The organism is Streptomyces cyaneofuscatus (assembly GCF_042718795.1).
Taxonomy (GTDB): domain Bacteria; phylum Actinomycetota; class Actinomycetes; order Streptomycetales; family Streptomycetaceae; genus Streptomyces; species Streptomyces cyaneofuscatus_A.
In genome coordinates, this window is the sequence record NZ_JBHXOX010000009.1 from 114,829 (window position 1) to 138,147 (window position 23,319).

Annotated in this window: 18 protein-coding genes; 11 read left to right on the forward strand and 7 right to left on the reverse strand. The window is 71.1% G+C overall.

The genetic code is table 11. The annotated features are described in order from the left end of the window. Positions 1–75: 75 nt before the first annotated feature. The 5 genes from hisC to ACFWRT_RS12290 all read left to right on the forward strand — a co-directional run bounded on the left by hisC (position 76) and on the right by ACFWRT_RS12290 (position 9,447). Entirely contained in the window at positions 76–1,155 is a 1,080-nt protein-coding gene (hisC, locus tag ACFWRT_RS12270; protein WP_359528954.1) for a histidinol-phosphate transaminase, read from the forward strand. A 274-nt stretch (positions 1,156–1,429) separates the two neighbouring features. Continuing rightward, on the forward strand, positions 1,430–2,941 hold the full coding sequence (locus tag ACFWRT_RS12275) for a cytochrome ubiquinol oxidase subunit I (protein ID WP_380951690.1): 1,512 nt from the start codon (positions 1,430–1,432) through the stop codon (positions 2,939–2,941). An 18-nt stretch (positions 2,942–2,959) separates the two neighbouring features. Beyond that, positions 2,960–3,961 carry a cytochrome d ubiquinol oxidase subunit II gene (gene cydB, locus ACFWRT_RS12280; protein ID WP_324794806.1) on the forward strand — a complete coding sequence of 334 codons (1,002 nt, stop codon included), beginning with the start codon at positions 2,960–2,962 and terminating at the stop codon, positions 3,959–3,961. 81 nt (positions 3,962–4,042) lie between these two features. Then, entirely contained in the window at positions 4,043–7,612 is a 3,570-nt protein-coding gene (cydD, locus tag ACFWRT_RS12285) for a thiol reductant ABC exporter subunit CydD (protein WP_380951691.1), read from the forward strand. Positions 7,613–7,734: 122 nt separating this feature from the next. Then, positions 7,735–9,447, forward strand: a complete 1,713-nt coding sequence (locus ACFWRT_RS12290) for a sensor histidine kinase (protein WP_380951692.1) — start codon at positions 7,735–7,737, stop codon at positions 9,445–9,447. 154 nt (positions 9,448–9,601) lie between these two features. Here the strand turns inward: ACFWRT_RS12290 and ACFWRT_RS12295 are convergent, their stop codons facing one another. Next, a complete protein-coding gene (locus ACFWRT_RS12295; RefSeq protein WP_380951693.1) occupies positions 9,602–10,447 on the reverse strand; it encodes a Cof-type HAD-IIB family hydrolase in 846 nt (281 codons plus the stop codon). 148 nt (positions 10,448–10,595) lie between these two features. On the opposite strand from ACFWRT_RS12295, the gene ACFWRT_RS12300 reads away from it, so the two are divergent. After that, positions 10,596–11,498, forward strand: a complete 903-nt coding sequence (locus ACFWRT_RS12300) for an LLM class flavin-dependent oxidoreductase (RefSeq protein WP_380951694.1) — start codon at positions 10,596–10,598, stop codon at positions 11,496–11,498. 13 nt (positions 11,499–11,511) lie between these two features. On the opposite strand, the gene ACFWRT_RS12305 is transcribed toward ACFWRT_RS12300, so the two are convergent. The 4 genes from ACFWRT_RS12305 to ACFWRT_RS12320 all read right to left on the reverse strand — a co-directional run bounded on the left by ACFWRT_RS12305 (position 11,512) and on the right by ACFWRT_RS12320 (position 15,899). Next, entirely contained in the window at positions 11,512–12,054 is a 543-nt protein-coding gene (locus ACFWRT_RS12305) for an RNA 2'-phosphotransferase (RefSeq protein WP_380951695.1), read from the reverse strand. Between the two features lie 148 nt (positions 12,055–12,202). Further along, positions 12,203–13,210 carry a MerR family transcriptional regulator gene (locus ACFWRT_RS12310; protein ID WP_380951696.1) on the reverse strand — a complete coding sequence of 336 codons (1,008 nt, stop codon included), beginning with the start codon at positions 13,208–13,210 and terminating at the stop codon, positions 12,203–12,205. After that, complete coding sequence (locus ACFWRT_RS12315) at positions 13,207–14,979, reverse strand: SDR family oxidoreductase (RefSeq protein ID WP_380951697.1); 1,773 nt, start codon at positions 14,977–14,979, stop codon at positions 13,207–13,209. The genes ACFWRT_RS12310 and ACFWRT_RS12315 overlap by 4 nt, the downstream gene beginning before the upstream one ends. After that, positions 14,976–15,899 (reverse strand): M24 family metallopeptidase, encoded by a 924-nt coding sequence (locus tag ACFWRT_RS12320; RefSeq protein WP_380951698.1) that lies wholly within the window; start codon positions 15,897–15,899, stop codon positions 14,976–14,978. The genes ACFWRT_RS12315 and ACFWRT_RS12320 overlap by 4 nt, the downstream gene beginning before the upstream one ends. 220 nt (positions 15,900–16,119) lie before the next feature. Here ACFWRT_RS12320 and ACFWRT_RS12325 point away from each other — a divergent pair, with 220 nt between their 5' ends. From ACFWRT_RS12325 to ACFWRT_RS12345, 5 genes are all read left to right on the forward strand, one after another. Continuing rightward, on the forward strand, positions 16,120–17,202 hold the full coding sequence (locus ACFWRT_RS12325; RefSeq protein ID WP_380951800.1) for an ABC transporter ATP-binding protein: 1,083 nt from the start codon (positions 16,120–16,122) through the stop codon (positions 17,200–17,202). After that, positions 17,199–18,107: an ABC transporter permease gene (locus tag ACFWRT_RS12330; protein ID WP_380951699.1), complete on the forward strand. Its 909-nt coding sequence runs from the start codon at positions 17,199–17,201 to the stop codon at positions 18,105–18,107. Before ACFWRT_RS12325 ends, ACFWRT_RS12330 begins: the two co-directional genes overlap by 4 nt. Then, positions 18,104–19,015 carry an ABC transporter ATP-binding protein gene (locus ACFWRT_RS12335; protein ID WP_356755977.1) on the forward strand — a complete coding sequence of 304 codons (912 nt, stop codon included), beginning with the start codon at positions 18,104–18,106 and terminating at the stop codon, positions 19,013–19,015. Before ACFWRT_RS12330 ends, ACFWRT_RS12335 begins: the two co-directional genes overlap by 4 nt. 30 nt (positions 19,016–19,045) lie before the next feature. Then, positions 19,046–19,765 (forward strand): ABC transporter permease, encoded by a 720-nt coding sequence (locus ACFWRT_RS12340; protein ID WP_380951700.1) that lies wholly within the window; start codon positions 19,046–19,048, stop codon positions 19,763–19,765. Positions 19,766–20,091: 326 nt separating this feature from the next. Continuing rightward, positions 20,092–20,799, forward strand: a complete 708-nt coding sequence (locus ACFWRT_RS12345; protein WP_380951702.1) for a hypothetical protein — start codon at positions 20,092–20,094, stop codon at positions 20,797–20,799. Positions 20,800–20,870: 71 nt separating this feature from the next. On the opposite strand, the gene ACFWRT_RS12350 is transcribed toward ACFWRT_RS12345, so the two are convergent. Both ACFWRT_RS12350 and serS read right to left on the reverse strand, forming a co-directional pair. Continuing rightward, a complete protein-coding gene (locus ACFWRT_RS12350) occupies positions 20,871–21,695 on the reverse strand; it encodes an HAD family hydrolase (RefSeq protein WP_380951703.1) in 825 nt (274 codons plus the stop codon). Continuing rightward, positions 21,692–22,969, reverse strand: a complete 1,278-nt coding sequence (serS, locus tag ACFWRT_RS12355; protein WP_380951704.1) for a serine--tRNA ligase — start codon at positions 22,967–22,969, stop codon at positions 21,692–21,694. The genes ACFWRT_RS12350 and serS overlap by 4 nt, the downstream gene beginning before the upstream one ends. Between the last annotated feature and the right edge of the window lie 350 nt (positions 22,970–23,319).

The window sequence follows — 23,319 nt, forward strand, 5'->3', positions numbered from 1 at the left end:
CCCAATCCTCATAAGGTGAGCAGTATTGATGTGTACGACGGTATGGATGTGTACGACGGTCGAGGAGGACCTGCGGTGAGCGAGACGAGCCCCAAGCTGCGCGCCGAACTGGACGGCGTTCCTGCCTATGTGCCGGGCAAGCCTGCGGCGGCCGGCGGACCGGTCGCGTACAAGCTGTCCTCCAACGAGAACCCCTACCCGCCGCTGCCGGGGGTCCTGGAGTCGGCGCTCGCCGCGGCGGGAAGCTTCAACCGCTACCCGGACATGGCGTGCACCGGGCTGATGAACGAGCTGTCCGACCGGTTCGGTGTGCCGCTCTCGCACCTCGCCACCGGCACCGGATCGGTCGGCGTGGCCCAGCAACTGCTGCAGGCCACCTCGGGCCCGGGCGACGAGGTCATCTACGCCTGGCGGTCCTTCGAGGCGTACCCGATCATCACGCAGGTGAGCGGCGCGACCTCGGTGAAGGTCCCGCTGACCAGCGGTGAGGTGCACGACCTCGACGCGATGGCCGCGGCGATCACCGACCGGACCCGGCTGATCTTCGTCTGCAACCCGAACAACCCGACCGGGACCGTGGTGCGCCGGGCCGAGCTGGAGCGGTTCCTGGACCGGGTGCCGAGCGATGTGCTGGTGGTGCTGGACGAGGCGTACAAGGAGTTCATCCGCGACGCCGAGGTGCCCGACGGCATCGAGATCTACCGGGACCGGCCCAATGTGGCGGTGCTGCGGACCTTCTCGAAGGCGTACGGGCTGGCCGGGCTGCGGGTCGGGTTCGCCGTCGCCCATGAGCCGGTGGCCGCAGCGCTCCGGAAGACCGCCGTCCCCTTCGGCGTCAGCCAGCTCGCCCAGGACGCGGCGGTCGCCTCGCTGCGCGCCGAGGACGAGCTGCTGGGCCGGGTCGGCTCGCTGGTCTCCGAGCGGAGCCGGGTGAGCGAGGAGCTGGTGCGGCAGGGCTGGACCGTGCCGGAGTCGCACGCCAACTTCGTCTGGCTGCGGCTCGGCGAGCGGACCCTCGACTTCGCGGCCGCCTGTGAGCGGGCCGGCGTGGTGGTGCGCCCGTTCAAGGGCGAGGGCGTACGGGTCTCGATCGGGGAGAGCGAGGGCAACGACCTCTTCCTGAAGGCGGCGGAGGCGTTCCGCGCGGAGCTGTAGCGGCCCGGCGCTTCGGCGCCAGTGCGGCCGGTGGCCCCTGACCTCGTTCGGCGAGGTCAGGGGCCCTTTTGCGTACGTCCAGGGGCGCGTGCGGCCGAAAGGGGTACCCCCGGCGAACGGCCCGAAAGTGTGTGCGCCATAATTGCTTGTGAATGTGAACGCGTTCACAAGCGTGCCCCGTTTGATCCCGTGATCGGTGGGATTAAAGGGGCGGAGTGCCCGGTGTGGCCACAGCGACGTGGCGTCACCACGGCGACGTAAGGAGAAAGACGACGTGGACCTCGCTCTGGCGCCGGAGACACTGGCGCGCTGGCAGTTCGGCATCACCACCGTCTACCACTTCCTCTTCGTTCCGCTGACGATCTCGCTCGCCGCGCTCACCGCCGGCCTGCAGACCGCCTGGGTGCGGACGAACAACGAGAAGTACCTCAGGGCCACCAAGTTCTGGGGCAAGCTGTTCCTGATCAACATCGCCATGGGCGTCGTGACGGGCATCGTCCAGGAGTTCCAGTTCGGCATGAACTGGTCCGACTACTCGCGCTTCGTCGGCGACGTCTTCGGCGCTCCGCTCGCCTTCGAGGCGCTGATCGCCTTCTTCTTCGAGTCCACCTTCATCGGGCTGTGGATCTTCGGCTGGGACCGGCTGCCGAAGAAGATCCACCTCGCCTGTATGTGGATGGTCTCGCTCGGCACGATCCTCTCCGCCTACTTCATCCTGGCGGCCAACTCCTGGATGCAGCACCCGGTCGGCTACCGCATCAACGAGGAGCGCGGCCGCGCCGAGCTCACCGACTTCTGGAAGGTGCTCACCCAGGACACCGCGGTGACGCAGTTCTTCCACACCATCACGGCGGCCTTCCTGGTCGGCGGTGCGTTCATGGTCGGGATCGCCGCCTTCCACCTGGCGCGGAAGAAGCACATCCCGGTGATGCGGACCTCGCTGCGGCTGGGTCTGGTCACGGTCGTCGTCGCCGGACTGCTCACCGCCGTCAGCGGCGACCAACTGGCCAAGGTGATGTTCCGCCAGCAGCCGATGAAGATGGCCGCCGCCGAGGCGCTCTGGGACGGCCAGAACGGCGCGCCCTTCTCGATCTTCGCGTACGGGGATGTCAGCGAGGGCCACAACTCCGTCGAGATCTCGCTCCCCGGGGTGCTCTCCTTCCTCGCCGACAACGACCCGAACTCCTACGTCCCGGGCATCAACGACATCAACAAGGCGCAGCAGGAGAAGTACGGCCCCGGCGACTACCGGCCCAACATCCCGGTCGCGTTCTGGAGCTTCCGCTGGATGATCGGCTTCGGGATGGCCTCCTTCGGCCTCGGCATCCTGGGGCTCTGGCTGACCCGGCGGAAGTTCTTGCTGCCACCGGCGCTGCGGACCGGTGAGGACGAGGTCCCGAACCTGGTCCTCTTCCGGAACAAGGCGCTCAGCCCGAAGTTCACCAAGCTCTACTGGCTCACCGCGCTCTGGACCCTGCTCTTCCCGCTCATCGCCAACTCCTGGGGCTGGATCTTCACCGAGATGGGCCGCCAGCCATGGGTGGTCTACGGGGTCCTCCAGACCCGCGACGGGGTCTCCCCCGGCGTATCCCAGGGCGAGATCCTCACCTCGATGATCTTCTTCACCCTCCTCTACGCCGTGCTCGCGGTCATCGAGGTCAAGCTGCTCGTGAAGTACATCAAGGCCGGGCCGCCGGAGCTCACCGAGTCCGACCTCAACCCGCCCACCCGGATCAACGGCCACGACGACGAAGACGCCGACCGGCCCATGGCCTTCTCGTACTGAGAGCACAGGAGCTGAGAGATGGAACTCCACGACATCTGGTTCGTGCTCATCGCCGTCCTCTGGATCGGCTACTTCTTCCTGGAGGGATTCGACTTCGGCATCGGGGTCCTCACCAAGCTGCTCGCCCGCGACCGCAAGGAGCGGCGGGTCCTCATCAACACGATCGGGCCCGTCTGGGACGGCAACGAGGTCTGGCTGCTCTCGGCGGGCGGCGCGACCTTCGCGGCCTTCCCCGAGTGGTACGCCACCCTGTTCTCCGGCTTCTACCTGCCGCTGCTGATCATCTTGCTCTGCCTGATCGTGCGCGGGGTCGCCTTCGAGTACCGCGCCAAGCGGACCGGGGAGCGGTGGCAGACCAACTGGGAGAACGCCATCTTCTGGACCTCGCTGATCCCCGCGATCCTGTGGGGCGTGGCCTTCGGGAACATCGTGCGCGGGGTGAAGATCGACGCCGACATGGAGTACGTCGGCACCTTCTTCGACCTGCTGAACCCGTACGCGATCCTCGGCGGGCTCGTCACGCTCTTCCTCTTCACCTTCCACGGCGCGGTGTTCGCCGCGCTCAAGACGGCCGGGGACATCCGGGTCCGGGCGCGCTCGCTGGCCCTGAAGCTGGGCCTGGCCACGGCGGTGCTCGCGCTGGGCTTCCTGCTCTGGACCCAGGCCGCGAGCGGTGACCGCTGGAGCCTGGTGGCACTGATCGTGGCGGTGGTGGCGCTGGTGGCGGCGATCGGGGCCATCGCCAAGGGGCGCGAGGGCTGGTCGTTCGCGTTCTCGGGGCTGACGATCGTGGCGGCGGTGGGGATGCTGTTCCTGACGCTCTTCCCGAACGTCATGCCGTCCTCGCTGAACGAGGCGTGGAGCCTCACGGTCACCAACGCCTCGTCCACGCCGTACACGCTGAAGATCATGACCTGGTGCGCCGGCATCGCCACACCCATGGTGCTGCTGTACCAGAGCTGGACGTACTGGGTGTTCCGCAAGCGGATCGGCACCCAGCACATCGCGGATGCGCACTGATCCGTACCGGCCCCGACGGGCGGTGTTTCACGTGAAACACCGCCCGGATAGCACTGTCGACCCTGCTGGGGGATGTTTCACGTGAAACCGATCGATCCGCGACTGCTGCGGTATGCCCGGGCCACCCGCTTCTTCCTGGCGGCCGTGGTGGTTCTCGGCCTGGTCGGCGCCGCGCTGGTGATCGCCCAGGCGATGCTTATCGCGGAGATCGTGGTGGGCGGGTTCGAGGACGGGCTCACCGTCACCGAGCTGCGTACCCCGCTGCTCCTGCTCGCGGCGGTCGCCGTCGGCCGCGCCCTGGTCGCCTGGCTCACTGAGCTGGCGGCCCACCGGGCGAGCGCGGCGGTCAAGTCCGAACTGCGCGGCCGGCTCCTGGAACGGGCCGCGCTCCTGGGCCCCGGCTGGCTGAGCGGGCAGCGCACCGGCTCCCTGGTGGCGCTGGCGACCCGTGGAGTGGACGCGCTCGACGACTACTTCGCGCGCTATCTGCCGCAGCTCGGGCTCGCGGTCGTCGTGCCGGTGGCGGTGCTGGCCCGGATCGTCACCGAGGACTGGGTCTCGGCGGCGATCATCGTGGTCACCCTGCCCCTCATCCCCCTCTTCATGATCCTGATCGGCTGGGCCACCCAGTCCCGGATGGACCGGCAGTGGCGGCTGCTCTCCCGGCTCTCCGGCCACTTCCTGGACGTCGTCGCCGGGCTGCCGACGCTCAAGGTCTTCGGCCGCGCCAAGGCCCAGGCCGAATCGATCCGCACCATCACCACGCAGTACCGCCGGGCCACCCTGCGCACCCTGCGGATCGCCTTCCTCTCCTCGTTCGCCCTGGAGCTGCTGGCCACCCTGTCGGTCGCCCTCGTCGCCGTCACCATCGGGATGCGGCTCGTGCACGGGGAGCTCGACCTCTACACCGGCTTGGTGGTCCTGATCCTGGCCCCGGAGGCGTATCTGCCGATCCGGCAGGTCGGGGCGCAGTACCACGCGGCGGCGGAGGGGCTCTCGGCCGCCGAGGAGATCTTCGCGGTCCTGGAGACCGAGCCCCGGGGAGCGGGCACCGAGGACGTCCCGGACTCCACTCGCCTGGAGCTGGAGGGCGTGACCGTACGTCACGCGGGCCGCACCGCTCCGTCGCTGGACGCCGCCTCGCTCACCGTCGAGCCGGGGGAGACCGTCGCCTTGGTCGGCCCGAGCGGCGTCGGCAAGTCCACCTTGCTGAACGTGGTCCTGGGGTTCGCCGTACCCGACGAGGGGCGCGTCCGGGTCGGCGGCCGGGACCTCGCGGCGGTGGACCCGGAGCGCTGGCGGAGCCGGATCGCCTGGGTCCCGCAGCGCCCGCACCTCTTCGCGGGCACGATCGCGGAGAACGTACGCCTCGCCCGGCCCGACGCCGACGACGAGGCGGTGGTGGCGGCGCTGCGGGAGGCGGGGGCGTGCGACTTCGTCGCGGAGCTGCCCGACGGCGAGCGGACCCTGCTGGGCGAGGACGGGGCCGGACTCTCCGCCGGCCAGCGCCAGCGCCTCGCCTTGGCCCGCGCGTTCCTGGCCGACCGTCCGATGCTGCTCCTGGACGAGCCGACCGCGAGCCTGGACGGCGAGACGGAGGCAGGGATCGTCGAGGCCGTACGGAGGCTGGCGGCGGGCCGGACCGTGCTCCTGGTCGTCCACCGCCCGGCGCTGCTGGCGGTGGCGGACCGGGTCGTGACGCTGGAGCCGCGCGAGGTGGAGGCTTCCGGGCCTGCCGCGACCACCGCGCCCGGGCTGCCCGTTCCGCAGCCCCTCGCGGGGGGTGAGCCGCTGGACGCGCGGCGCCCCGGGGATGTGCTGGAGGCGGCGGACCTGCTGGAGGCCGGGGACGTACGGGAGGCCACGACCGGCGTCCTGCGGGAGACCGACGCCCGCCCCGGACGCGTCCTCGCCCGGGTCCGGGAGGCGGCGGGCGCACAGCGCGGACAGCTCGCCCTGGCGCTGCTCCTCGGCAGCCTCGCCGTGGGCTCGGCCGTGGGGCTCATGGCCGTCTCCGGCTGGCTGATCTCCCGCGCCTCCGAACAGCCGCCGGTCCTCTACCTGATGATGGCCGTCACCGCGACGCGCGCCTTCGGTATCGGCCGGGCGGTCTTCCGGTACGCGGAGCGCCTCGTCTCCCACGACGCCGTGCTCAAGCTGCTCGCCGAACTCCGGGTGGCGGTCTACCGGGGCCTCGAACGCGTCGCGCCCGCCGGGCTGCGCACGGTGCGCCGGGGCGACCTGCTCTCCCGGCTCGTCGCCGACGTGGACGCGCTCCAGGACTACTGGCTGCGCTGGCTGCTGCCCGCCGGGACCGCGCTCACGGTCTCCGTGGCCGCCGCCGGGTTCACCGGCTGGCTGCTGCCCGAGGCGGGCGTGATCCTGGCGGTCGGGCTGCTGGTCGCCGGGGCCGGGGTGCCGCTGGTCAGCGGTGCCTTCGCCCGCCGTACGGAGCGTCAACTGGCGCCCGCGCGCGCCGCCCTGGCCACCCGGGTCACCGATCTCCTCGGCGGCACGGCCGAGCTGACCGTCGCCGGGGCGCTCCCGGCCCGGCAGGCCCACATGCGGGCCGCCGACGGCCTGCTGACCCGGATCGCCTCCCGCGCGGCCACCGCGACGGCCCTGGGCGGCGGGCTCTCCGCCCTGGTCTGCGGGCTGACGGTGGTGGCCGCCGCGTCCGTCGCTCTCCCCGCCGTGAACGACGGGCGCCTGACCGGCGTCGCGCTCGCGGTGGTGGTGCTCACCCCGCTCGCCGCCTTCGAGGCCGTCACCGGGATGCCGCTCGCGGTGCAGTACCGCCAGCGGGTGCTGCGGAGTGCGGAGCGGGTGTACGAGGTGCTCGACGCCCCCGTACCCGTACGGGAGCCCGCGAGCCCGGCCGACGCGCCCGCCTCGCCGTTCCCGCTGGAGGTGCGGGGTCTTTCGGCCCGCTACCCGGGCGCCCGGCGCAACGCCCTGGAGTCGCTCGACCTGACGCTGGTGCCCGGGCGCCGGATCGCGGTCGTCGGCCCCTCCGGCTCCGGCAAGACGACCCTCGCGCAGGTCCTCCTCCGCTTCCTGGACGCGTCCTCGGGGACGTACCGGATCGGCGGTGTGGAGGCGGCCGACCTGGACGGCGACACCGTACGGCGCTCCGTCGGCCTGTGCGCCCAGGACGCCCACGTCTTCGACAGCTCCATCCGGGAGAACCTGCGCCTCGCCCGTACCGGCGCCACCGACGCCGAGCTGGACGACGCGCTCGTCCGGGCCCGGCTGCTGGAGTGGGTCCGCTCCCTGCCGGAGGGGCTCGACACCCCGGTGGGCGAGCACGGCGCCCGGCTTTCCGGCGGCCAGCGCCAGCGCCTCGCCCTGGCCCGGGCGCTGCTGGCCGACTTCCCCGTCCTCATCCTGGACGAGCCGGCCGAGCACCTCGACCTGGCGACCGCCGACGCGCTCACCGCCGACCTGCTGGCGGCGACCGAAGGGCGGACGACCGTCCTGATCACCCACCGGCTGGCCGGGGTCGAGGCGGTCGACGAGGTGCTGGTGCTGGACGCGGGCCGGGTGGTGCAGCGCGGCCCGTACGCGGAGCTCGCCGCCGAGGACGGTCCGCTGCGCCGGATGCTGGAGCGGGAGGCGGAGACGGTGGCGGCGACAGTGGCGGTGGCCTGAGCCCTCCCGGCACCGGGCCGGCCCTCCGTTGGCACCGGCTGCGGAGGGCCGGCCCTCCGTTGGCACCGGCTACGGAGGAAACCCGACTTTCCTCCCCAATCGCCACTAACTAGGCTCAGGTCATGGCAGAGCCGGAGCCGGACCCGCAGGACTCACTCGATGCCGCCACCCAGGCCGCCCGCAGCCTGCAGGGCCTCTCCGCCGAGCTCACCGCCCGGGTCCCGCAGCTCCTGGAGGCGATGCGTTCGGTCGGCACGGGGCTGGAGCTGCACTCCACCCTGGACCGCATCTGTGCGACCGCGGCCGAGCTCGCCCACGCGCGGTACGCCGCCATCGGCGTCGTCGACGAGGCGGGCGAGGGGCTCGCCGACTTCGTCACCCACGGGGTCCCGGACGACGTGGCCCGGGCGATCGGGCGCAGACCCGACGGCCACCGGGGCCTGCTGGGCGCGCTGATCCACGACCCCGAACCCGTGCGGCTGGCCGATCTGACCGGCGATCCCCGGTCCGCCGGATTCCCGGCGGGCCACCCCCGGATGCGGAGCTTCCTCGGCGTACCCATCAGGGTCCAGGGGGAGGTCTTCGGCAACCTCTACCTGACCGAGAAGCAGGACGGCGGCGAGTTCAGCGACTACGACCTGCACATGGTGCGGGTGCTCGCCACCGAGGCCGGGATCGCCATCGGCAACGCCCGGCTGTACGAGGCGGCCCGCCAGCGGGAGCGCTGGATCGACGGGTCGGTGGCGGTGACCACCGCCCTCCTCTCGGGCGGCGACGCCGACGACGCGCTCTCCGTCGTCGCCGAGCAGGCCCGCCGCCTCGCCGATGCGGCGGCCGGGATCGTGCTGCTGCCCACGGAGGACGGCGGTCTGGAGATCGTCGCCGTCTCCGCCGACGACCCCTCGGACTCGCTCGGGGTGATCATCCCGGCCCGCTCCACGGTGGTGGCGAAGCTGCTGGCGGGCGAGGCGGTCTTCATCGACGACTCGGCCACCGACAGCCGGATGGTCACCAGGCTGGCCGGCCGGTTCGGGCCGAGCATGCTGCTGCCGCTGCAGAGCGGCGGCCGGGTGCTCGGCGCCCTGGCTACGCCCCGGGCACGGGGGGCACGCCCGTTCAGCCGGACCGAGCGGACGCTCGCCACCCAGTTCGCCGCGCAGGCCGCGCTCGCGCTGATGATGGCCGAGGCGCAGCGCGACCGGGAGCGGCTCGCGGTCTACGAGGACCGGGACCGGATCGCCCGCGACCTCCACGACCTCGTCATCCAGCGGCTGTTCGCCACCGGGATGATGCTGGAGAGCGCCCAGCGCCGGTCGGTGGTCCCCGAGGTGCGGACCGGGGTGGGCCGGGCGGTCGACGAGCTGGACGTGACCATCCAGGAGATCCGTACGGCCATCTTCGCGCTCCAGCAGGAACCGGCCGAGGCCCCTTCTGGGCTCCGCACCCGCGTCCTGCGGGAGATCAACATGGCGGCGGTGCCGCTCGGCTTCAAGCCCTCGCACCGCTTCCTGGGCGCTGTGGACGCGCTCGTCGGCGAGCTGACCGGCAAGAACCTCGTCGCCGCGCTCCGCGAGGCCCTGTCCAACGCGTTCCGGCATGCCGGAGCCTCGGTGATCGACGTGGTCGTCGACGCCACGGCGGTCCTGCCGGACGGCCGGGCCGCGGTGCGGCTGACGGTGTCCGACGACGGGGTGGGCATCCCGGAGGGCGGCCGCCGCAGCGGTCTGCGCAATCTGGCGCGCCGGGCCGAGTCGCTGGGCGGGGCGAGCTGGTTCGGTCCGGGCATCGGGGAGGACGGGGGCGGGACGACGGTGGTGTGGGAGGCGCCGCTGTGAGCCGGGCGGTGCGCGCGGCCGGCGGATGGCTCGTCGGCGGGGGGCGCGCCAGTCGGGCGGCGCGTCAGCGGGCGGCTCATCAGCACGTGGCTTGTCGGCGCGTGGGTCGTCGGCGGGTGGCTCATCAGTGCGTGGCTTGTCGGCGGGTGGCTCGTCAGCGGGTGGCGAGGATCCGCTCGATGACCACGGCCACACCGTCCTCCTCGTTGGTGAGGGTCTGCCCCGAGGCGGCGGCCAGCGCGGCGGGGTGGGCGTTGCCCATGGCGTACGAGGCACCGGCCCAGCCGAGCATCTCGACATCGTTGGGCATGTCGCCGAAGGCGACCACCTCGGCGGCGGAGATGCCGCGCTCGTCGCAACAGGCGGCGAGCGTACTGGCCTTGGAGACCCCGAGCCCGCTGACCTCCAGGAGCGCGGAGGGGCTGGACCGGGTGATGGAGGCCCGCTCGCCGGCCGCCGTACGGGCCAGGGCGAGGAAGGCGTCCGGGGGCATCTCGGTGTGGTGGGCGAGGAGTTTGAGTACGGGGGCGCCCTCACCCGGCACGTCCTCGTGCAGCAGCTTCTCCGCGACGGCGACCGTGGCGCCCGGGTCCAGGTGGAAGGGCGGGTAGGACGGCTCGTAGTGGATGCCGGTGGTCAGCTCGACGGCGAAGGAGGTGCCGGGGGCGGCGTCGCGCAGGGCGTGCACGACGTGCAGGGCGGCCTCGCGCTCCAGCGCCCGTACGGTGATCAGCTCGCGGTCCGCCCGCAGATCGGTGACCACGGCGCCGTTCGCGCAGATCGCCAGCCCGTGGCCCTGCACATGGTCGCTGACGACGCCCATCCAGCGGGCCGGCCTGCCAGTGACGAAGAAGACCTCGATCCCGGCCTCCTCGGCCGCCGAGAGCGCGGCGACGGTGCGCGCGGAGAGCGTCTTGTCGTCGCGCAGCAGGGTGCCGTCGAGGTCGGTCGCGATCAGCCGGGTCACGGCGGGCAGAGGCGCATCGGTAGCTGAGGTCACCCCGCCATTCTCGCCCACCGGGGTGCACGTGCGTGCGGAGGGGCGCACATTTGAGTGGGCGCGCCCCTGATCTGCGGAACATTCCTCAGGCATATGCCAAGCGGCCTGGAGGGGTCGCGACACTCGGCGCGGCCGTAGGCTCAGAGGCATGACCTTGCGCCTGAGCACTGTGATCCTGCCCGTCCACCGCTGGCACGAAGGGGGGCGGGAGCGCTGGCAGCGGGCGGAGGAGCTGGGGTTCCACACCGCGTACACGTACGACCACCTCTCCTGGCGGTCCTTCCGGGACCGGACGTGGTTCGGCGCGCTGCCCACGCTCACCGCCGCCGCGACGGCCACGAGCCGGCTGCGCCTCGGCACGCTGGTCACCTCGCCGAACTTCCGCCACCCCGTGACCCTGGCCAAGGAGCTGATCTCCCTGGACGACATCTCCGGTGGCCGGATCACCCTCGGCATCGGCGCCGGGGGCAGCGGGTTCGACGCCACCGCGCTGGGGCAGGAGGCGTGGACCCCGCGCGAGCGGGCCGACCGCTTCGGCGAGTTCGTGCCGCTCCTGGACCGCCTGCTCACCGAGGACGCGGTGACCCGGCGGGGGACGCACTACTCCGCCGTGGAGGCCCGCAACATCCCGGGCTGCGTCCAGCGCCCCCGGCTGCCCTTCGCGGTCGCCGCGACCGGCCCGCGCGGCCTGCGGCTCGCCGCCCGCCACGGGCAGGCGTGGGTCACCACCGGCGACCCGAAGCTGTACGAGACCGGCACCCCCGAGCAGTCCTCGGAGGCCCTGCGGCAGCAGAGCAAGAGGCTCGCCGCCGCCTGCGATGAGGTCGGCCGGGACGCCGCGGAGCTGGACCGGATCCTGCTCACCGGGTTCACCCCCGACCGCAACGCCCCGATGGAGTCGGTGGACGCCTTCGTCGACTTCGCGGGCCGCCACGCGGAGCTCGGCTTCACCGAGATCGCCGTGCACGCCCCGATCCCGGACTCCGACTTCGCCATCGATCCGGCGGTCTACGAGCGCATCGCGACGGAGGCACCCGCCCAACTGGCCTGACAGCCGGGAGGGGTCACCCGCCGAGCAGCAGGAACTGAGGCGGTACGGCGTCGGCGAGCCACACCCCGTTGGCGCTGACCCGGAACACATGGCCGGCGCGGTGCATGGCGCCCGCGTCCACGGTGAGGACCAGGGGGCGGCCGCGCCGGGCGCCGACCCGGGTGGCCGTCTCGTGGTCGGGGGAGAGGTGGACGTGGTGGCGGGCCATGGGGCGCAGGCCCTCGGCCCGGATCGCGTCCAGCACCCGGGCCACCGTGCCGTGGTAGAGGTACGCCGGTGGCTCCGCGGGCGGCAGGTCCAGGTCCACCGTGACGGTGTGGCCCTGGTTGGCGCGGATGCGGTCGCCGGCCACCGTGAAGCGGCGCTTGTCGTTGGCGGCGACCACTTGGTCGAGCTCGGCGCGGGTGATGGCGAAACCGTGCCGGGCCGCCGCGCCCAGCAGTGTCTCGACGCTCACCCAGCCGTTGTCGTCGAGGGTGATGCCGATGCGCTCCGGCTCATGGCGCAGATGTTTCGACAGGTACTTGGACACCTTGACGGTGCGGCGTTCGTCCATCCCGCCAGAGTGCCCGTGGGCCGTTCGTCGGTGCATCCGGATTTCTTACAGGATTCTTTTCGTCTTTCTTCGCACCCACGTTTGATCCACAGCCAACTCTAGTTATCCACAGGCTATTTGGCGGTTCTGTGGACAACTGGTGTGTGATTTAACCCTTTTCGTTAACTTTGCTCGCTATCGCGTGAGATGAGGCAAGTGCGTCCAACGTACGTGCCTGGACCTCACGTTCAGCGGCCGCAGTCACGAAGGCCGCCACCTGATCGGCGCCAACAAGATCCTGCACGGCCTGCGTTGTCCTCGCCGGCAGCAGCACCGGGCGGGTCTCGCTCCCCTCGATGGCGTTCTCCTGCGAGCCGAGGTGGTGATGAAGGTGCCGGGTGGCGAACATCCTCATCGCACGGGCCAGTTCGGCGTCCACCGTCTGCTGCGCGAGCGGCCGCAGCCGGCGCACCATCGACGCCGCCTCGGCCGCGTCGGAGTCGGTGGGCGGCCGGTGGCCCAAGTAGCGGGCGAAGACGTGCTCGGTGGTGAACTCCAGGAAACGGGAGGCTATGTGCTCGACCTGGCCGCGAAGTTCCTTGAGGTGAGAAGAGATCGCGAGCAGGGGGACACCGGCCGCGTACAACTCGACGGCCACCGCCAGCTCTTGCGGGCTCGGTACGAGGAACTCGTCGGTCTTGCCCGGGACGCGCTCCAGCACTCCGAGCTCCACCGCCTCGTCGATCGCCTCGTCGTCCTGCGAGCCGCCGAACCTCGCGTCCAGCTCCGTCCGGGTGATCCGGTCGGCCTCCTCGTCCGTCCAGGGGCCGTGCACCTCGGCGACCAGGCCGAGCACCCCGCCCAGCCCTCGCCCCGCGTCCCACGCCTCCAGCAGCTCCTTGATGCTGGCCAGGGTGTAGCCGCGCTCCAGCAGGTCCGCGATCTGGAGGAGCCGGGCCAGATGCGCCTCCCCGTACACATTGGCCCGCCCGCGCCGCTCGGGCGTCGGCAGCAGCCCCCGGTCCTGGTACCCCCTGATCGTGCGCACCGTCGCCCCGCTGGCATGGGCCAGGTCCTCGATCCGGTACTCGGTGGCGCTCCGGCCCCCCGCCGCCGCGGGCCCCGGTCCGGAGCCCGCGCCCGGTCCGGAAGCCGCCCCCGGTCCGCGCCCGCTCACAGCGGCGGCTTCAGCCGGGCGAGCCGTCGCAGCACCCCGGGGCTGACCCGGGAGAGCAGCCGGGCACCGCGCGCCTCCGGGGTCACCGGCACCACGGCCCGGTCCCGTACGACGGCGTCCAGGATCGCGTCGGCCACCTTCTCGGGCGGGTAGTTGCGTCGGCCGTAGAGCCGGGTGGCCCGCTTCCGCAGCCGCTCCTCCTCCGCCGCGTCGGCCCCGGCGAAGCGGGAGGTGGCGGTGATGTTGGTGTTGACGATGCCGGGGCAGACGGCGCTGACCCCGATCGACTTCTCCGCCAGCTCGGCCCGCAGGCACTCGCTCAGCATCAGCACGGCCGCCTTCGACGTGCTGTACGCGGGCAGGGCGCGGGAGGGCTGAAAGGCGGCGGCCGAAGCCGTGTTGACGATATGGCCGCCCTGGCCCCGGTCGGCCATCTGCTTGCCGAAGATCCGGCAGCCGTGGATGACGCCCCAGAGATTGACGTCGAGGACCCTCTTCCACTCCTCGCTCGTGGTCTCCAGGAAGGGACCGGAGAGGCCGATCCCGGCGTTGTTGACCAGGACGTCGACCGTGCCGTACTCGGTGGCGACCTTGGCGGCGAGCTTCTCCATCGCCGCCTCGTCGCTGACGTCGACCGCCTCGCCCCAGGCGGCCGGAGCCCCGACCAGCCGGGCCAGCTCCGCCGTCCTGGCGGCCCCCTCCGCGTCCAGGTCGACGGCCACCACGCGGGCGCCCGCCTCGGCGAACGCGAAGGCCGTGGCGCGCCCGATCCCGGAGGCGGCACCCGTCACCAGGACCAGCTGACCGCCGAACCGCTCCGCGTACCGCCCCTGCGCCGCCGACTGCTGGACCGGTGTCCCCTCCTGTCCGCCCTCCCCCTGGGCGGCGGCGAACCCACTGATCCACGCGGCCAGTTGGTCCGGCCGGGTACGCGGCACCCAGTGCTTGGCCGGCAGCGACCGGCGTACCAGACGGGGGACCCACTGCTCCAGGTCGTCGTAGAGCCGCTCGGAGAGGAAGGAGTCGCCGGTCGGTGTGATGAGCTGGACCGGCGCGTGGGCGTAGGCGTCGGCGCGCGGCCTGCCCAGCCGGGCCCGTACGTTGTCCCGGTAGAGCCAGGCCCCGTGGGCCGCGTCGTCGGGCAAGGACGCGGTCGGGTAGTCGCCGGCCGGCACCTTCTCCAGCCGTTGGAGGATCCCGGGCCACCGCTTGCCGAGGGGGCCGCGCCAGGCCAGCTCCGGCAGCACCGGCGTATGGAGCATGTACACGTACCAGGACTTGGCGCCCTGGCCCAGCAGTTGACCGACCCGGCGCGGAGTGGGCCGGGCCATCCGCTGCTTGATCCAGTGCCCGAAGTGGTCCAGGGAGGGGCCGGACATGGAGGTGAACGAGGCGATCCGGCCCTCGGTCCGGCCGACCGTGACGAACTCCCAGGACTGCACGGACCCCCAGTCGTGCCCCACCACATGGACCGGCCGGTCCGGGCTGACCGCGTCGATCACCGCGAGGAAGTCGTCGGTCAGCTTCTCCAGCGTGAAGCCACCGCGCAGCGGCTTGGGCGCCGTCGACCTGCCGTGGCCCCGGACGTCGTAGAGCACGACGTGCCACTCCTCGGCCAGCCGCACGGCGACCTCGGACCAGACCTCCTTGCTGTCCGGATACCCGTGGACCAGCACCACCGTCGGCCGGTCCCCGTCCCCCAGCTCGGCGACGCACAGCTCCACGCCACCCGTACGCACCCGGCGCTCACGCGCTCCCGGCAGATTCACGCCGCCACCTTCTCCTCGGCCCAGCGCCGCACATGCGGCAGATCGTCGTCCAGCCAGAAGGCGCTCTGTTCGGGGTCCTCGGAGTCGGTGACGACCAGGATCTCCTCGAACTTCGCGCCCGTACCCCGGAATCCGAGGTGGGGTTCGACCGCCCACAGACCGGGCCGCGGGGGATGGTCGGAGAAGTGGTACGGGCTCCACAGCGGCGACCAGCCGTCCCGGTGGCCGTGCACCGCGTCGCTCACCAGCCCCTTGAGGGACTGTGTGCCGAACCCGAACACGCTGGGGGACCAGAGCCGTTCGGTGACGCGGCCCACCTTGTGCGCGATGACGCCGAAGGGGTACGCACGGTGCCTGTTGGCGTATCCCTGGGCGGTCATGAGGCGTTCGACGTCCTCATAGATCTCGCGTAGCGGACGGCGCTCGCGCACCTCCCGCAGGATCAGCTCGCGGTGCGTCTCCAGGTCGGCGAGGAGCTTGTCGTGGAGGGGGTTGAGGCCGAGGCAGCCGGAGTACCCGATGTCGGCCGTGAAGCCCTTGTAGACGGGGGCCATGTCGAGGATGAACGGCATGCCCGGCTCCAACTTCCGGTCGGTCGGGAAGAACTGGAGCGGCACCTTGAACCCGGCGAACGCCGTCCGGTCGCCGAACCAGGCGAACGGCAGGTGGAACCAGTCCCGTACGCCCCGCTCCCGCAGCCACACCCGCTGCATCCGGGCCGCCTCGCGCTCGGTCACGCCCGACCGGAGCTGACCCGCGACAGCCTCGGCGCAGGCATAGGCGAGGCGCTGCACCTCCCGGAACCCCCGCAGCTCCGATGCGCTGAAAGCCCCCGGTTCCGGTGCACTGGAACCTCGCAGCCCCGGGGCCCTGAACCCCCGCCGCTCCGGGGCGTTTTCGTGCTGTGCTGCCGCGACCATGCCACCGTCCGTTCCCTGCCGTGTGCGGTACGTGCCCGTAACGTGACACTGATGAATGTGACAATGTCCAGCGGCTACGTCAAGGGGTGTGCACGGAGGCTGTGGACAACTCCGGGCGCGGCTGTACACGGAGCCCGGGACTCCTCCTTCGCGGGGTCCCCCTACGGGCCCGTACGCCTGGAGTCTGATGCCGATCCAGCCGTCAGGGCTGACGATCCCTGTGGCCCGCGCCACTACCGTCGTACCCGTGAATGCCGTCATCGCTACCGAAGCCCTGAGCAAGCGGTTCCCCCGGGTGACCGCGCTCGACCGGCTCACGTTGGACATCGGACCAGGTGTGACCGGTCTGGTGGGTTCCAACGGAGCCGGCAAGTCCACGCTGATCAAGATCCTTCTTGGTCTCTCCCCCGCCACCGAGGGCCGGGCCGCGGTGCTCGGGCTCGACGTGGCGACCAGCGGCGCCGCCATCCGGGAGCGGGTGGGGTACATGCCGGAGCACGACTGCCTCCCGCCCGATGTGTCGGCCACCGAGTTCGTCGTGCACATGGCCCGCATGTCGGGGCTGCCGCCGACCGCCGCCCGTGAGCGCACGGCGGACACCCTGCGCCACGTCGGCCTCTACGAGGAGCGCTACCGCCCCATCGGCGGCTACTCGACCGGTATGAAGCAGCGGGTGAAGCTGGCCCAGGCCCTGGTCCACGACCCGCAACTGGTCCTCCTGGACGAGCCGACCAACGGCCTCGACCCGGTCGGCCGCGACGAGATGCTCGGCCTGATCCGCCGCATCCACACCGACTTCGGCATCTCCGTCCTGGTGACCTCGCACCTCCTCGGCGAGCTGGAACGCACCTGCGACCACGTCGTCGTCATCGACGGCGGGGCCCTCCTGCGCTCCAGCTCCACCAGCGACTTCACCCAGATCACCACCACCCTCGCGGTCGAGGTGACCGACAGCGACACCCACCCCGACGGCACCGACGCCCTGCGCCAGGCCCTCACGAAGGCCGGCGTCGCGCTGGTCGGCCAGGACGGGCTCGACGCGGAAGGCCTGCCGGGCGCGGGCCACATCCTGCTGATCGAGGCCACCGGCGAGGAGACGTACGACCTGGTCCGCGACAGCGTCGCCGGGCTCGGACTCGGCCTGATCCGCATGGAGCAGCGCCGCCACCACATCGCCGAGGTCTTCCGTACGGAACAGGGCGCCGCGCGCACCGACGCCGTCCCGGCTCCGGCCGCCGCCGGCGTCGTACAGCAGGCCGCCGCTCCGGGGCCGTACCAGAAGGAAGGGGAGCGGTCGCGATGAGCACCGAGACCAAGGCCGCGGCCGGGCGCGACACCTCCCGGATCCACAACATCGGCTACCGCTCCTACGACGGCAGGCGGCTCGGCCGGGCCTACGCCCGCCGCTCGCTCTACTCGCAGACCCTGCGCGGCTCCTTCGGACTCGGCCGCTCTGCCAAGTCCAAGGTGCTGCCGATGCTGCTGTTCGGGGTGATGGCCCTGGTCGCGGCGATCCTGGTTGCCGTCTCCATGGCCGCGCCGGACTCCACCAAGCTCGTCATCAAGTACACGTCGTACGCGATCTATCTGCAGGCGGTCATCGGCCTTTTCATCGCCGCACAGGCCCCGCAGGCGGTCTCCAGGGACCTCCGTTTCAAGAGCGTCCCCCTGTACTTCTCGCGGCCGATCGAACGGGCCGACTACGTGCTGGCGAAGCTCGCCGCCACGGCGTCCGCGCTCTTCATCCTCACCGGGGCGCCGCTGCTCATCCTCTATGTGGGCTCTCTGCTCGCGAAGTTCGACTTCGTCGACCAGACCAAGTGGTTCGGCCAGGGGCTGGTGTCGGTGGCGCTGCTGTCCGTGCTGTTCGCCGGGCTCGGCCTGGTGATGGCCGCCCTGACCCCGCGCCGGGGCTTCGGCGTCGCCGCGGTGATCGCGGTGCTGACCATCTCCTACGGTGCCGTCTCGACGGTCCAGGCCATCGCCTGGGAGACCGGTTCGCCCGGGGCCGTGGAGTGGCTGGGCCTGTTCTCGCCGATCACGCTGATCGACGGCGTACAGACCGCGTTCCTCGGCGCCACCTCCGCCTTCCCCGGAGGGGAAGGCCCGGGGGCCGGTACGGGCGTGGTCTACCTGTTCGTTGTTCTCGCGCTCGTCGCCGGCTCGTACGCCGTCCTGATGCGCCGCTACCGGAGGGTCGGGCTGTGACCACCATCGAGATCGACCACACCTCGCGCTGGTTCGGCAATGTGGTCGCCGTCAACGACGTCTCCATGACGGTGGGCCCCGGCGTCACCGGGCTGCTCGGCCCGAACGGTGCCGGAAAGTCCACGCTCATCAACATGATGGGCGGATTCCTGGCCCCCTCGACGGGGAAGGTCACGCTCGACGGGGAGCCGATCTGGCGCAACGAGAGCGTCTACACGAAGATCGGCATCGTCCCGGAGCGGGAGGGGATGTACGACTTCCTGACCGGCAAGGAGTTCGTCGTCGCCAACGCCGAACTCCAGGGCCTGGGCGGCGCGGAGGCGCAGCGGGCGCTGGCCACGGTCCAGATGGAGTACGCGCAGGACCGCAAGATCTCCACGTACAGCAAGGGCATGCGCCAGCGCGTCAAGATGGCGTCCGCGCTGGTCCACGAGCCCTCGGTGCTGCTCCTCGACGAGCCGTTCAACGGGATGGACCCGCGGCAGCGGATGCAGCTGATGGAGCTGCTGCGGCGGATGGGGGCCGAGGGCCGTACGGTCCTGTTCTCGTCGCACATCCTGGAGGAGGTCGAGCAACTGGCCTCGCACATCGAGGTGATCGTGGCGGGACGGCACGCCGCCTCCGGCGACTTCCGCAAGATCCGCCGCCTGATGACGGACCGGCCGCACCGCTACCTGGTCCGCTCCAGCGACGACCGGGCGCTCGCGGCCGCGCTCATCGCGGACCCGTCGACGGCCGGTATCGAGGTCGACCTGACCGAGAAGGCCCTGCGGATCCAGGCCGTCGACTTCGGACGGTTCACCGAACTGCTGCCGAAGGTCGCCCGCGAACAGGGCATCCGGCTGCTGACCGTCTCCCCGTCCGACGAGTCCCTCGAATCGGTCTTTTCCTACCTCGTAGCGGCCTGAGTAGTGGCCTGAAAGGAGCTGTGCACCGTCATGTACGACCCCACAGTCGCCCGGCTCACCTACCGGGCCCTGCTCGGCCGGCGCCGGGCCGCCATCCTGTTCGTCCTCCCCGCGCTGCTGCTGCTCCTCGCGGCGGCGGTACGGATGTTCGCCGGGGCCGATGACCAGGTCGCCGCCAACGTCCTCGGCGGGTTCGCCATCGCCACGATGGTGCCGCTGATCGGGGTGATCGCCGGTACCGGGGCGATCGGTCCCGAGATCGACGACGGCTCGATCGTCTACCTGCTGGCCAAGCCGGTGAAGCGCCCCACGATCATCTTCACCAAGCTGATCGTCGCCATCGCGGTGACCATGGTCTTCTCCGCCCTGCCGACCCTGCTCGCGGGGCTGATCCTGAACGGCAACGGCCAGCAGATCGCGATCGCCTACACGATCGCGGCGCTCGTCGCCTCGATCGCGTACAGCGCGCTGTTCCTGCTGCTCGGCACGGTCAGCCGCCACGCGGTGGTCATCGGCCTGGTGTACGCGCTGGTCTGGGAGGCCCTCTTCGGCAGCCTGGTGCCGGGCGCGCGGACGCTCAGCGTCCAGCAGTGGTCCCTGGCCGTCGCGGAGAAGGTGGCCGGTCAGGGCATGGTCACCTCGGAGGTGGGGCTGCCGCTCGCGACGGTCCTGCTGGCCGCCGTCACGGTGGCCGCCACCTGGTACGCGGGCCAGAAGCTGCGCGCGCTGAAGCTGGCCGGGGAGGAGTGAGCCCTCCAGCCTGATCCCGTACGCCTTCCACGCGGCCCCCGCCCTCCGGTTCTCCGGGGCGGGGGCTGTCGTATGACCGGGACAGTCGTACGAGCGGGACAGATGTGCGCGTAACCGTACGTTTATCGGGTCGTTGAGCAGGGTGCGTGGAGGCAACTGGAATCCGTGGCGTCGTAGCGTTCGTGAAATCGGGGAGTGCCGGACCCGGGTGAGGCCGAAGCCCACCGGTCCGGTCATCGAGTGAGTGGCAACCGTGAGCGTCCTCCACCCCTGCAGCCCGGGGTAGGGGCCGTCCCTTGTCATTCCCTCGTACGGAAGGCATGCCCATGCCCACGGAAATCGCCCTGCTCGAATCGCGCGCGCTGCGCGTCGAGCAGATGGGGCGCGTCGACATCCTCGACAAGGTGAAGAGCCTTGTCATGCTCCCGGACGGAATTCACGTTCGCACAGAGGACGTGGCACGTTACTTCGAAGTATCCACAGAGGCAGTCAAGAAGGTGACCCAGCGCCATCGGGAAGAGGTCACAGAGAATGGCCTCAGAGTGCTCCGAGGCTCCGATCTGCATGTATTCCATAGGGACATGTTGTCCCTATGGGGAGGTGGGGAGGGTGAAAGTTATCCACAGGCGGCCACTCAGCTGACCCTCTACACCCGCCGGACCGTCCTCAACGTCGCCATGCTTCTTCGCGACAGCGACATCGCCCGCTGCGTCCGTACCTACCTCCTCGACGCCGAGGAGACGCTCCGGGCCCAGTACGACACGCTCGATGGGCGGGTCACCCGGATCGAGAGCTGCCTCGCCGATGTCGGCAGTGCGCTCCAGGAGCTCGGGCCGGTGCTCTGCCGGATGTCGGAGCGGCTGGACAGCCTGGACCGGAAGGTGGAGGTCACGCAGCAACTGGTCGGCGCGATGAGCGTGCGGCTCTCGGACCTGTCACAGGACGTCGTACGGATGGACGCCCGCTTCGACGCGCGCCTGGAGGCCTTCGCGCATCAGCTGAAGGACCTGCGGCGCCGCACGGGTCGCCGCTGAGCCGCGAAAAGGCCCTGCCCGCCGTCGCTGGAGTTCAGCGGTGGCGGGCAGGGCCGGACAGCAGTGGTACGTCAGTGGGGCGCGGCGAGGGAGCCCGTGCGGAGCAGCTCCTCCAGGACCACGGCGATGCCGTCGTGCTCGTTGGACGCGGTGATCTCGTGTGCCACGGCCTTCAGGGTGTCGTGGGCGTTGGCCATGGCCACGCCGTGCCGCGCCCAGCCGAACATCGGGATGTCGTTCGGCATGTCACCGAAGGCGATGGTGTCGGCGGCCTTCACCCCGAGCCGGCGGGCGGCCAGCGAGAGGCCGGTCGCCTTGCTCAGCCCGAGCGGGAGGAGCTCCACCACGCCGGGGCCCGCCATGACCACGTCGACCAGATTGCCGACGGCGGCCCGGGCCGCGGTGGCCAGGGCGTCGTCGTCGAGCTCCGGGTGCTGGAGGTAGACCTTGTTCAGGGGGGCGGTCCACATCTCGGAGGCGTCGTCCACGAAGACGTACGGGAGCGGCCCCTCCTGCACCCGGTAGCCGGGGCCGACGAGCACCTCGCCCTCCAGGCCGTCGCGGCTGGCGGCCAGGGCCAGCGGGCCGACCTCCGCCTCGATCTTGGAGAGCGCGAGCCCGGCGAGCTGCCGGTCCAGGGTCAGCGAGGTCAGCAGCCGGTGCTCGCCCGCGTGGTAGACCTGGGCGCCCTGGCCGCAGACGGCGAGGCCGTCGTAGCCCAGGTCGTCCAGGATGTACCGGGTCCAGGGGACCGAACGCCCGGTGACGATGATGTGCGCGGCACCGGCCGCCGTGGCGGCGCCCAGTGCCTCGCGCGTGCGCTCGGAGACCGTGTCGTCCCCGCGCAGCAGGGTGCCGTCGAGGTCGGTCGCGACGAGCTTGAAGGGGAAGGTCACTTGGCGACCGGTTCCAGGACCTCGCGCCCGCCCAGGTAGGGACGGAGCACCTCGGGGACCCGGACCGAACCGTCGGGGAGCTGGTGGTTCTCCAGGAGCGCCACGATCGTGCGCGGTACGGCGCAGAGGGTGCCGTTCAGAGTGGCCAGCGGCTGGACCTTCTTGCCCTCGCGCATCCGGACGGAGAGGCGGCGGGCCTGGAAGCTGTCGCAGTTCGACGCGGAGGTCAGCTCGCGGTACTTGCCCTGGGTCGGGATCCACGCCTCGCAGTCGAACTTGCGCGAGGCGGACGCACCGAGGTCACCGGTGGCGACGTCGATGACCTGGAAGGGCAGTTCGAGGCCGGTGAGCCACTGCTTCTCCCACTCCAGGAGCCTGCGGTGCTCGGCCTCGGCGTCCGCCGGGTCGACGTACGAGAACATCTCGACCTTGTCGAACTGGTGGACGCGGAAGATGCCGCGGGTGTCCTTGCCGTACGTCCCGGCCTCGCGGCGGAAGCAGGGGGAGAAGCCCGCGTAGCGCAGGGGCAGTTTGTCCGCCTCCACGATCTCGTCCATGTGGTAGGCCGCGAGCGGGACCTCCGAGGTGCCGACCAGGTAGTAGTCGTCCTTCTCCAGGTGGTACACGTTCTCCGCGGCCTGGCCGAGGAAGCCGGTGCCCTCCATGGCGCGCGGGCGGACCAGCGCGGGGGTCAGCATCGGGATGAAGCCGGCCTCGGTGGCCTGGGCGATCGCCGCGTTGACGAGGGCGAGCTCCAGGAGGGCGCCGACACCCGTGAGGTAGTAGAACCGCGAGCCGGAGACCTTGGCCCCGCGCTCCATGTCGATGGCGCCGAGCGCCTCGCCGAGCTCCAGGTGGTCCTTGGGCTCGAAGCCCTCGGCGCCGAAGTCGCGGATGGTGCCGTGCGTCTCCAGGACGACGAAGTCCTCCTCACCGCCGACCGGCACGTCCTCGTGGACGATGTTGCCGAGCTGGAGGAGCAGCCGCTTGGCCTCGGCGTCGGCCTCGTCCTGGGCGGCGTCGGCCGCCTTGACATCGGCCTTGAGCTGCTCGGCCTTCTTGAGGAGCTCGGCACGTTCCTCGGGAGAGGCCTTGGGGATCAGCTTGCCGAGCGACTTCTGTTCGTTGCGGAGTTCGTCGAAGCGGACGCCGGACGACCTGCGCAGCTCGTCGGCGGAGAGCAGGGCGTCGACGAGGGCGACGTCCTCTCCACGGGCGCGCTGGGAGGCGCGAACACGGTCGGGGTCCTCACGGAGCAGGCGAAGGTCAATCACCCCTCCAGGCTACCGGTGCGTGGATCTCGCACTCGAACCGATATTGCCGAGCGTGTCACTTTGACCGAATTGCCGGAATTGATATTTCTGGGGGTGAATCGCGGGGTGAGATCCGGCGGGCTGCGTCAATAACGGCGGTTAACTCCCCTGAACAGGGCAGAAGGTGCAGGCTTTTTTGACGTACGAGCCTTCGGTCGAGGGGGAGTTGGGGTCGCCCTCCCTTGCGTTGTCCACAGGAGGGGGTGTTCCGGAATAGTTATCCACAGGCTGTGAAGAAGTTCTGTGGATGATGGAACGGAATCTTCCGGGAGCTGGACGAAGGTGCGCCGATCCCCCTCTCTTCGCAGTCG

Coding starts and splice junctions, on each gene's coding strand:
- ACFWRT_RS12320 (WP_380951698.1), bottom strand. CDS start 15,899: ATGGTCGCGGCAGCACAGCACGAAAACGCCCCGGAGCGGCGGGGGTTC.
- ACFWRT_RS12300 (WP_380951694.1), top strand. CDS start 10,596: ATGACCTTGCGCCTGAGCACTGTGATCCTGCCCGTCCACCGCTGGCAC.
- ACFWRT_RS12340 (WP_380951700.1), top strand. CDS start 19,046: ATGTACGACCCCACAGTCGCCCGGCTCACCTACCGGGCCCTGCTCGGC.
- ACFWRT_RS12330 (WP_380951699.1), top strand. CDS start 17,199: ATGAGCACCGAGACCAAGGCCGCGGCCGGGCGCGACACCTCCCGGATC.
- ACFWRT_RS12305 (WP_380951695.1), bottom strand. CDS start 12,054: ATGGACGAACGCCGCACCGTCAAGGTGTCCAAGTACCTGTCGAAACAT.
- cydB (WP_324794806.1), top strand. CDS start 2,960: ATGGAACTCCACGACATCTGGTTCGTGCTCATCGCCGTCCTCTGGATC.
- ACFWRT_RS12345 (WP_380951702.1), top strand. CDS start 20,092: ATGCCCACGGAAATCGCCCTGCTCGAATCGCGCGCGCTGCGCGTCGAG.
- ACFWRT_RS12290 (WP_380951692.1), top strand. CDS start 7,735: ATGGCAGAGCCGGAGCCGGACCCGCAGGACTCACTCGATGCCGCCACC.